Source organism: Myxococcus virescens, assembly GCF_900101905.1.
Taxonomy (GTDB): domain Bacteria; phylum Myxococcota; class Myxococcia; order Myxococcales; family Myxococcaceae; genus Myxococcus; species Myxococcus virescens.
The window spans coordinates 168891-179421 of sequence record NZ_FNAJ01000016.1; the positions used below are offsets into that span (position 1 = coordinate 168891).

Consider the following 10531-nt stretch of genomic DNA (forward strand, 5'->3'; position numbering starts at 1 on the left):
GACGGCGTCCGGACAATGCCCCCTGTCGCTGGGGGCGATGGCAAGGTGAACGCCCGACTCCAGCGCGCGTCAGAGCACCTTCACGGCCTTCACCATGTCTGGCGACAGCTCCTCATGCTGGAGGATGGAGAAGCCCAGCTTCCGGCTGATGGTCTGCATGGCACGGTTGCCCGCGAGGATGTCCGCGACGATGCGCTCCATGCCCCAGTCCCGGCCGATGTCCACCAGTCGCTTCAGCATCTCCGCGCCCAGCCCCTGCCGCTGCACCGGGTCGCTGATGAGGATGGCGAACTCCGCGTCGCGCGTGCCCCGTAGCCGCGTGAGTCGGCCCACGCCGAGCAGCTCTCCGTCCTTGCGCTCCGCCACCAGCGCCATCTCCCGCGCGTAGTCGTTGAAGCAGATGCGGGACAGCCGCTCGTGCGCCACGCGCGTGCTCAGCTGCATCAGCCCCGCGTAGCGCAGGAACACCGTCTGCTCCGACAGCGTGCGGTGGAACTCCGCCATCTTCGGCTCGTCCTCCGGGCGGATGGGCCGCAGCAGAATCTCCTCGCCGCTGCGCAGCCGGTAGGGCGCCACGTACTGGTTCGGGTACGGCTCGATGGCCAGCTTCGGCAGCTCCGCCTCCGTCACCGAGGCCGGGTGCAGCACCACGCGCGCGTCCAGGGCCAGCAGCCGCTCGGGCGAGGCCAGCAGCGGGTTGATATCCACCTCCTTCACGAAGCGCTGCTCCGCCACCAGTTGGCTGAAGCGCACCATGAGCTGCTCCAGCGCCTTCAGGTCCACCGGCGGGCGGCCCCGGACGCCCTTCAACGCCTCGTAGATGCGCGTCTGCTCCATCATCCGCCGCGCCAGCGTGGTGTTCAGCGGCGGCAGCCCCAGCGCCCGGTCCCTGAACACCTCCACCAACGTCCCGCCCGCGCCGAAGAGCAGCACCGGACCGAACTGCGCGTCCACGCTGCTGCCCACGATGAGCTCATAGCCATCCAGCCGCACCATGGGCTGCACGGTGACGCCGTCGAACGCGCTCCCCTGCCCCATCGCCTCCAGCCGCGTCCGGATGCCCCGGAAGGCGGCGCGCACGGCCTCCGCATCCGGAAGGTTCAGCCGCACGCCGCCCACGTCGGTCTTGTGCGTCACCGTGAGCGAGTGGAGCTTCACCACCACCGGGAAACCCAGGGCCGCGGCCTCCGCCACCGCGGCGCCCTCCGTCACCGCCAGCCGCGTCTCCACGGTGGGGATGCCATACGCGGCGAGCAGCTTCTTGGACTCGTACTCCGTCAGCAGCGTCCGCCCTTCCGCGCGCGCTGACTCCACCCACCGGCGCACCTCGTCCCGGGCGTTGCTCACCGCCTGCGCCAACGAAGGCGTCTCATACAGGCCCGCCAGGTTGTACGTGTAGCGCCACATGTAATTGAAGATGCGCGCCGCCGTGTCCGGATAGCCGAAGGTGGGGATGCCCGCATCGTTGAGGATGCGCTCCCCGGCCGCGACCTCCGAGCCGCCCATCCAGCTGGCCAGCACCGGCTTGCCCTGCAGCTTCGCGTAGGGCTTGAGACGGTCCGCCGTCTGCGTGGGCTCCGTCATGTCCTGCGGCGTGAGGATGACGAGCAGCCCGTCGCTGCCTTCGTCCTTGCCGGTGATTTCCAGCGCCTTCGCGAAGCGCTCCGGGTCCGCGTCTCCCAGGATGTCCACCGGGTTGCCGTGGCTCCACTGCGGCGGCAGGAAGGCGTCCAACGCATCGCGCGTGGACGCGCTGAGCGTGGCCAGCTCGCCGCCCCCCGACACCAGCGCGTCCGTGGCCAGCACCCCGGGGCCTCCCGCGTTGGTGAGCACCGTGAGGCGCCGGCCCGCGGGGCGCGGCTGCCGGGCCAGCGTCTCCGCCATGTAGAAGAGGTCGGCGATGGAATCCACGCGCAGCACGCCGGTGCGGCGGAAGGCGGCGCTGAGCACCTCGTCACTGCCCGTCAGCGAGCCCGTGTGAGACGCCGCCGCCTGCGCGGCCTGCGCCGTGCGGCCAGCCTTGATGACGATGATGGGCTTGGTGAGCGCCACCTCGCGCGCCGCGGAGAGGAAGGCCCGCGCGTCGCCAATGGACTCCATGTACAGCAGGATGGAGCGCGTCATCGGGTCGTCGGCCAGGAAGTCGATGAGGTCGCCCCAGCCCACGTCCAGCATCGAGCCCACCGACACGAAGGCGCTGAAGCCCACCGCCTCGCGCAGGCTCCAGTCCAGGATGGAGGTCAGCAGCGCGCCGCTCTGGCTGATGAAGGCCACGTTGCCCGGCCGGGCCATGGCGCCGGCGAACGTCGCGTTGAAGCCGCTGGGCGGGCGCATCACCCCCAGGCAGTTGGGGCCGATGATGCGCACCTGGGCCGCCTGCGCGATGCGGAGGATCTCCTGCTCCAGGCGCTCCCCCTCCGCCCCAATCTCCTTGAAGCCCGCGGAGAGGATGATGGCGCCCCGGATGCCCAACTCCGCGCACTCCTGGATGACGCCGGGCACCGCGTGCGCGGGCGTGACGACGACGGCCAGGTCCACCCGCTCCGGCAAGGCTCCCAGGGACGGCCAGGCCTTGATGCCCAGCACGTTGGGCCGCTTCGGGTTGATGGGGTAGACGGTGCCGCCAAAGGGGTTGCTGATGAGGTTCCACAACACGGTGCGCCCCACGCTGCCGGGCCGCTCGGTGGCCCCGACGACGGCCACGCTGCGCGGCGCGAAGAGGACGTCCAGCGGAAGCCGCGTCCGCTGCTGGTGGAGCACGTTGTAGGACGGGTCCGTCTTCGAGGTACCAGGGGCGCGCGTGTCCATGGCCTCCGTCATTGCGGCCGGGCTCGCCAGGGCGCAATGGCCTTCTCGTGCCTGCCCGTGGACGCCCCCCTCCCAGGTCCTCGCACGAATGGGATAGAACTGGAATAACTGCACTCCCCGTCAAGGAACCAGGAGGTGCGCCCTGCGCGTGTCACCCACATGTCGCTTCGACAGCCAGTACGTGACGCAGGTCGTTCTGACACTCGCTGACAGTTTCACTGAACAAAACTTCACCGGTAGGCAAGCATCCCACGGCCCGCCCGGTGTATACGGGGCGCCTCTATGACTCCTTCCGAGAAGCTCGTTTTCAACCAGACCGTCGAGGCGCTCTTCGTGCGCGCCCTCGAGAACCGCCTCACCCCGGCGTGCCGTGAGCACCTGCGCCGGGCGGGGTTGGAGCTCGACCAGAAGTTGGAGCGGGCCTACACCCTGGAGCAGTGGAAGGAGTTCCTCCGAATCGCCGCTGGCCACGTCTACGGCGGCGTCCCCGCCGAGGCGGCCTACTACTCGCTGGGCGAGCGGTTCATGGACGCGTACTTCGGCACCTTCTTCGGCCGGGCCCTGCTGGGCGTCGTCCGGCTGGCCGGGCCCCGGCGGATGCTGCTTCGCGCGGGCATGGGCTTTCGCGCCGGCAACAACTTCAGTGTGGTCGAAATCGTCGAGCGCAGCCCCACTTCGGTGGAGCTGCGGATGAATGACGTGCTGGCGGACCTGCCCACCTTCTCCGCCGGCCTGTTGGCACGCGCGGTGGAGCTGTGCGGTGGGTGGCGGGTGGTCAGCATCCCCGAGGAGTTCGACGGCACCGCGGCCACCTTCCACATCCGCTGGTCCGAGGCGCCAGCCGAGGCCGCCCTCAGCGCCACGGATGACGACTCGGGCGCGTCCCGGCCTCGCGCGTAGCCTCCCCTGCGCGCCCCGTGGCGCTTCGCCACGGGATGCCGCGCAGCACGCCACGCTCGCAAGGCAGCCGAGCGTGGCCACGGGGCCACACGGCGGCCCGCGTCTCAGAGGGAACCGCGCGGCGTCACGGCGGCGCGGCGCTGCTGGCATCGCGGCTGCAATCCCATGCGGCATCCCTCGGAGGATGGACGCATGAGCAACCCTGAAGTGGTGACGAAGTCCCAGCGCCGGATGCACTGGGGCGTGGGCGTGGCGGCGCTGGTGATGCTGTTCGCGGGCGTGGGCACGTGGCTGGTGCTGCGCCAGTCGGCGACGGCGCTGCCGCATCCGTCCATGGCGGTCATCCCCAAGCCGTCCCACCCCGGATTGGCGCCGCGGTCAGAGCCGCCGCTGCCCTCCTCCGCGGAGATGGACGCGCAGCTGCGCACACGGCTCGCTCGGGCGTCGCTCATGCCGGAGTTCGCCACGTGGCTGAAGGAGCAGGACCTGCTGCGCCGCTTCGTCACCGTCGTGGGCAACGTGGCCCAGGGTGACAGCCCCCGCGAGGCGGTGAGCTTCCTCGCGCCGGCCGGCACCTTCGAGGCACGCCGCAAGGCCGGCAAGCTCGTCATCGAAAAGCAGAGCTACGCGCGCTACGACGTCATCGGCAAGGTGGTGGGCTCGCTCGACATGGGCGTGCTGGTGTCCACCTACCGCGAGGTGCGTCACCTGGCCGAGCGCCTCCACAGGGAGACGGCTCGCCCCGGAAGCACCTTCGACGCCACGCTCCACCTCGCCTTCGAGCAGGTGCTCGCGGTCCCTGTCATCGACGGTGACATCGAGGTGGTCCCCATGGGCGCGATGTTCGTCTACGCCGACCCGAAGCTCGAAGGGCTGACGGCCGCGCAGAAGCACCTCCTGCGGATGGGGCCGCAGAACCTCCGCCGCATCCAGGGCAAGGTGCGAGAGGCGTCCCAACAGCTCACCCAGCAGGCGTCCCGCCGCTGAGGCGGCTACCGCCTGCCTTCGCCAGCGCGCGTCACCCGCGCTGGCCCTGGCAGGATGCAACGGGGGCCATGCAGATTGCGGCGCTTCGCCATGGGGTTTGTGCCTCCGCGCAGAGGCACGAGCCGAGGGGCACGGGCGTTGCTATCGGAGGAGCTTTCCTCCGGGACGAAGCGCTGCCAGGCGGCGTGGAGGCCCGGCAAGCACCGGAGCCCCCGCGCCGGTGTCGCCCCTGCCTCCCGTGTTCATGCGCCTGCCTGTCCTCCCCATGCTGCTGCTGTGTCTGATGCTCTCCGGCGTCATCGCGGGCGTCCTGCACTTCATGCAGCGCGATCGGCAGGCGCTGGTGGACCAGATGGCCCGCGAGCGACAGGCGCAGCTGCTGGAGGCGGTGCGCGGCGTCTCCGCCGCCCTGGAGAGCGCGGAGGAGGACCTGCGCTTCGCGGGCGAGCTGCTGGCCCAGCCGGGCACCGCCGAGGAGCACCGGCGCGAGATGCGCGCCCTGCTGGAGGCGGTGGGTCAGTACAAGGCCATCCTCGTCTTCGGAACGGATGGGCAGGAACGGCTCCGACTGGTGGACCGGCGCAGCGCGGCGGCGATGACGCACCAGTTCACCGCGGAGGACCTGGCCCTCACCGTGGAGCAGGCCCGCAGTCATCCGCCGGGCCACGTCATCTCATCCCCGCCCCTTCCCCGGGCCCAATCGGGCTGGCTGCGCGCCTTCGCCACCGCGTTGCCGGAGGACGCGCAGGACAGTGGCGGCGTCGTCGTGGTGCTGGTGGACGCAGAGCCGCGCTTCGCTCCGCTGAAGCTGCTCGCGTCGGATTCGGAGACGCAGCTGCTGGTGCTGGGAGTCCATGGAACGCCGACGGCGTTGACCCACCCGAACCTGGCGGACAGGTACCGGCGGCTGGACACCGACGGCCACCAGACGCCCGGCCTCGCGGCGCTGGCGCGGGCGCTTCGCGCGGGTGAGTCGGGCACGCGCATCATCGAGCGCAAGGAGGCCGCCCGCCTCGGCCTGGGCGACTCGGAGGTGGTGGCCACCTTCAGCCCGGTGCGGTTCAAGAATGGCGCGGCCTGGCCGGTGGCGACGCTCGCGTCGACGCGCGTGCTCCGGAGCCATGAGCGCGGCCTCGTGCTGCGCCTGTCGCTCGCGGCGGTGCTCGTCTCCGGGTTCCTCATCGCCTTCGGTGTGTACGTGGTGCTCGCGCGCAGCCGGGCGGAAGCCCTGCGGGACAGCCAGCTCCATGCGCAGCGGCTGGCGCACCTGCACGACAAGACGCAGAAGATTCTCGACAACATCCCCACCGGGGTCCTGGCGCTCTCCTCCACCCGGCACATCTCCGCCGCCAACCGCGCGCTGAGCGCCCGCATGCCGGCGGACGTCGTGGGCCAGCCCCTGACGGCGGCCTTTCCCCACGCCCAGGCCCCCGTCATCCAGCGACTGGAGGACCTGGTTCACGCGGCCACGAGCGACGGCCGGGTGCGCAGCCTCCACGGTGAACCGCTCTGCCTCTTCGAAGAGCCCGGCCAGTACAACGTCCACGCGGTGCCGCTGGAGCCGAACACGCCGGAGGTCCATACGCTGGTCGTCCTCGAGGACCTGAGCAGCCTGCGCGCGCTGGAAGGACAGCTGCTGCGCGCGGAGAAGCTGGCCACGGTGGGCGTGTTGGCGGCGGGCATCGCCCATGAGATTGGCACGCCGCTGGGCATCGTCCGCGGCCGGGCCGAGTACGTGCAGGAGAAGCTGGGACGCGAGCACCCCCAGGCGGCCGGCCTGGGCACCATCGTCGGTCAGATAGACAGGGTGAGCCGGACGCTGCGCCAGCTGCTCGACTTCTCCCGGCTCCAACCAGCGGATGCGCAGGCGGTCCCACTGGAGCCCCTGGTGCACAGCGTGCGGGAGTTGCTGTGGATGGAGGCCGAGCGGCGGCGCCTGAAGCTGGAGGTGACGGTCACCTCGCCCGTGCCCGCGGTGGCGGCCGACCCCGACCAGTTCCAGCAGGTGCTCATCAACCTGGTGCTCAACGCGTGTGACGCGTGCGGGGCCGGCGGACGCGTCCGGCTGAGCGCGAGCATGGACACCGGAGACGCCCCGGGCGCCTGGGGCATGGTGCGCGTGGACGTCGAGGACAACGGCTGCGGTATCGCCCCCCACCACGTCCACCAGGTCTTCGACCCTTTCTTCACCACCAAGAAGCGCGGCCAGGGCACCGGACTGGGCCTGACGATGGTGGCGCACATCGTGCGCAACCACGGAGGCCGCATCGAACTGGACAGCGCGCCAGAGCGAGGCACCCGCGTCACCGTGCGCTGGCCCGCCGCGGCGCCCGCCGGAGAGGAGCGACATGTCGTCTAGAGCCAGGGTCCTCGTCGTCGACGACCACGTCGAGATGGGGCAGATGTTGAAGGAACCGCTGACGGACGACGGCTACAAGGTCGACATCGCCACCGGCGGCGCGGATGCCATCGCCCAGCTGCGCGCGCGCGTCTACGACGCGGTGCTGTGCGACCTGCGCATGCAGGACGTGGACGGCTTCGACGTGCTCGACGCCGCGCGCAAGCTGGACCCGGACCTGCCCGTGGTGATGATGACGGCCTTCGGCGGCGTGGAGAGCGCCGTGGAGGCGATGAAGCGCGGCGCGTTCCACTACTTCACCAAGCCCTTCCGGCTGGACGAGGTGCGCCTGTCACTTGAGCGCGCGCTGGAGCAGCGCCGCCTGCGCACCGAGCACCGCACGCTCAAGCAGCAGGCCGCGGACCGTGGGGGCCTGGGCGCCCTGGTGGGCAGCAGCGCCGCGATGCGCGACCTCTACGCGTTGATTGAGCGGGTGGCGTGGTCCGGCGCCCCGGTGCTGGTGCGCGGCGAGAGCGGCAGCGGCAAGGAGCTGGTCGCCCGGGCTTTGCACTTCGAGGGCACCCGGCGCGCGGGGCCCTTCGTGGCCGTCAACTGCACCGCGCTGCCACACGCGCTTCTGGAGAGTGAGCTGTTCGGCCACGTCAAAGGCGCCTTCACCGGCGCCACCACGGCCCGGCGTGGCCTCTTCGTGGAGGCGGACGGCGGCACGCTGTTCCTGGACGAGATTGGCGACATGGCCCCCGAGCTCCAGGCCCGACTGCTCCGCGTGCTGGAGGACGGCGAGGTGCGGGCCGTGGGCGCGGACGGCTCGCGCACGGTGGATGTGCGGGTGGTGGCCGCGACGCACCAGGACCTGGAGACGCGCGTCAAGGAAGGCCGCTTCCGCGCGGACGTCTTCTACCGGCTCAACGTCGTCACGCTGCGGCTGCCGCCCCTGCGCGAGCGCCGCGAGGACATCCCCGCACTCATCGAGCACTTCCTCCAGCAGGCCAAGGCGCGCAATCCGCGCTCCGTCGTGCAGCGGTTCTCCCCGGAGACGCTGGCAGCGCTGGGGGCCCTGCCCTGGGCGGGCAACGTGCGCGAGTTGGAGAACCTGGTGCAGCGGCTGGTCGTGCTCGGCTCGACGGAGGTGGTGGATCTGCCACAACTGCGCCCCCACTTGCCTTCGGACACCAGCCAGGAGAACCACCCGCTGGCCGCGGCACAGCGCACCATCATCCCCCTGCGGCAGCTGGAGACGGAGTACATCGCCTGGGCCGTGGCCCGCTGCGGGGGAAACAAGACGAAGGCGGCCGAGCTGCTCGGCATCGACGTCTCCACCATCCACCGGCGCGAGCGCGCGGAAGGCAATCCGCAACGCTGACCTGGGCACGCTGCAATGGTGCGCGGGCCACGGTTGAGATGTCTCAGAGGGATGGGAGCACGGCACGGGCCTTGTAGATGACACAAGGCATGAACCGAACCCTCCTGTCCCTCCTCGCCGCGGTCAGTCTGGTTGGTTGCGCCTCGAAGCCCAAGACATCCTCCGTCACGGACAACCTGCCGGACCGGCAGCACAGCCCCACCGCCACGGCGGCAACGTCCCACCGGACCTCCGATGAAGACGAGGACGCGTCCCGCCGGGCCATGAGCCCGCTGTCCGCCGACCCGGTGTACTTCGAGCTCGACTCGGCCACGCTGCGGCCCGAGTCGCGCGACATGCTCGCGCAGCTCGCCACGGGCCTGCGGGAGCGGCCCCTGACGCGAGTGACGGTGTCGGGCCACACCTGCGAGCTGGGGACCACGGAGTACAACATCGCGCTGGGCCACCGGCGCGCGGCGGTGGTGCGCGACTACCTGCGCAACCTGGGCGTGGAGCCCAAGCAGCTCTCCATCGTCTCCTACGGCGAGGAGCGGCCACTGACCGACACCCAGACGGAAGAGGCGTTCCGCAAGAACCGCCGCGCGGAGTTCACGTTCTCCTCCAAGGAGCAGGCCACACGCTGAGCCGCAGGAAGTCTGTCGGGCCTCCCCGGTACGCTGTTCCCGGAATGCGCTCCGGTAACACCGGGCGCTGGGGAGGGATGGGGAATGGGAAGCAGAATGCGCCGGAGGCCTGGCTACAAGTCCCGGCCCTCCGTGGCCGGATTGGCGGAGTCGTTGGGGTTGCTACGGTCTCGAGACCTGGAGACACATGGCGCTCCACGCAGCCAGCTCAACCTGCTGTGCAATATCGGAGCCCTGCGAGAAGTCGCGCCCGGCGTCTGGGCGCGATCGAGCGCGATGGTGACAGCCGCGGCCATCGCCGTGAAGCGCGTCCCCCGGGGTGTGCTCTGCCTGAAGTCCGCGCTGTGGGTCCACGGCTTGCTGCCTGAATCCCCCACAGAGGTCTGGATGGCCATTGGAGCGCATGCGCGTAAACCGCGCTGGGACCAGCCACCGCTCCAGGTGGTCCGCTTCTCGGGGCGAGCACAGACCGAGGGCATCGAACACCGCCTGCTCTGGGGATTGCCCATCACCGTCTACGGCGTCGCGAAGACGGTCGCGGACCTGTTCAAGTATCGAAACAAGCTGGGATTCCCCATCGCCGTGCGAGCACTCCACGACGCCCTCCTCTCAGGGCTCACCACCTCGGATGAGGTTCGACACTTCGCGGAAATCTGCCGCGTCAGGAAGAGTGTCGGCCCCTATCTCGAAGTCCTCGAAGCACGACGAGGCCAGGACATCCTGCGCGCGAGGCAGGCCTTCCTCGCGCGCGAGGCGGCACGGGCGAAGCTCCTGGAAGCGCCCCTGCTCCATCAACTCCCGGGGCATCCGGAGAGCGAAAGCCGCTGAGCCGAATCCAAGGAGCGCTGAGCCCAACGGATGGTTCTCCGCGCGCAGGGAACCCGGCCGCGTCCGGGGCCGGGCCATCCGGAGGGGCGCAAGCCATCAGGCCAGGCCCAAGGACCGCCGAGCTCGACGGATGGGTGTTTGCACGCAGGCTCACTGCGCCCCGTCAGGTCTCGGGCCATCGAGAGGTGCAAGCCGTTGGGCCAGCCCCCAAGAGCGCTGAACCCAACGGATATGTGCCCGAACGCTGGGTGCCCGCCCCCGATGTGGCCTCAGCGGTGGGGGCTCGGACGCGGACACGGAGCTCGCTGTTCGGAAATGTCGGGGGTTTTGGCGGCGGTTTCAGCCGGTCATCGCAACACTTTGAGCGAATACCTCTGCGGGGGTACGCCAGTCGAGTGTCTGGCGGGGGCGGGTGTTGAGTTGATGGGCGACGGCGTCGAGTTGGGCGCGCGACAGGCCGCTCAAGTCCAGGCCCTTGGGGAAGTACTGGCGCAGTAGTCCGTTGGTGTTCTCGTTGCTGCCGCGTTGCCACGGGCTGTGGGGGTCGCAGAAATAGACTTGGACGTCGGTGTCGATGGTGAAGCGCGCGTGCTCGGCCATCTCCTTGCCCTGGTCCCAGGTGAGGCTGCGGCGCAGGGCCTGCGGCAGCTGGCCAATCTGCTG

The 10531-nt window shown here is 70.3% G+C and carries 8 protein-coding genes; 6 read left to right on the top strand and 2 right to left on the bottom strand.

Annotated elements, in window-relative coordinates; all coding sequences use genetic code 11:
• Positions 1–69: 69 nt before the first annotated feature.
• The gene (locus BLU09_RS31595) at positions 70–2808 is read right to left on the bottom strand and encodes a bifunctional acetate--CoA ligase family protein/GNAT family N-acetyltransferase (protein ID WP_167371202.1); all 2739 of its coding nucleotides are present in this window, start codon (positions 2806–2808) and stop codon (positions 70–72) included.
• Between the two features lie 282 nt (positions 2809–3090).
• Between BLU09_RS31595 and BLU09_RS31600 the strand changes: the two genes are divergently transcribed.
• The 6 genes from BLU09_RS31600 to BLU09_RS31625 all read left to right on the top strand — a co-directional run bounded on the left by BLU09_RS31600 (position 3091) and on the right by BLU09_RS31625 (position 9868).
• Positions 3091–3708, top strand: a complete 618-nt coding sequence (locus BLU09_RS31600; protein ID WP_090494158.1) for a DUF2378 family protein — start codon at positions 3091–3093, stop codon at positions 3706–3708.
• Between the two features lie 192 nt (positions 3709–3900).
• A complete protein-coding gene (locus BLU09_RS31605) occupies positions 3901–4695 on the top strand; it encodes a DUF3014 domain-containing protein (protein ID WP_244172192.1) in 795 nt (264 codons plus the stop codon).
• Between the two features lie 244 nt (positions 4696–4939).
• On the top strand, positions 4940–7054 hold the full coding sequence (locus BLU09_RS31610; RefSeq protein ID WP_186817646.1) for a two-component system sensor histidine kinase NtrB: 2115 nt from the start codon (positions 4940–4942) through the stop codon (positions 7052–7054).
• On the top strand, positions 7044–8417 hold the full coding sequence (locus tag BLU09_RS31615; protein ID WP_090494163.1) for a sigma-54-dependent transcriptional regulator: 1374 nt from the start codon (positions 7044–7046) through the stop codon (positions 8415–8417). The genes BLU09_RS31610 and BLU09_RS31615 overlap by 11 nt, the downstream gene beginning before the upstream one ends.
• 89 nt (positions 8418–8506) lie before the next feature.
• Positions 8507–9040, top strand: a complete 534-nt coding sequence (locus BLU09_RS31620; protein ID WP_090494165.1) for an OmpA family protein — start codon at positions 8507–8509, stop codon at positions 9038–9040.
• 96 nt (positions 9041–9136) lie between these two features.
• A complete protein-coding gene (locus BLU09_RS31625) occupies positions 9137–9868 on the top strand; it encodes a type IV toxin-antitoxin system AbiEi family antitoxin domain-containing protein (RefSeq protein WP_090494167.1) in 732 nt (243 codons plus the stop codon).
• A 339-nt stretch (positions 9869–10207) separates the two neighbouring features.
• On the opposite strand, the gene BLU09_RS31630 is transcribed toward BLU09_RS31625, so the two are convergent.
• Positions 10208–10531, bottom strand: a 324-nt coding sequence (locus tag BLU09_RS31630) for an IS30 family transposase (protein WP_143043141.1), incomplete at its 5' end; no start/stop codon positions are given.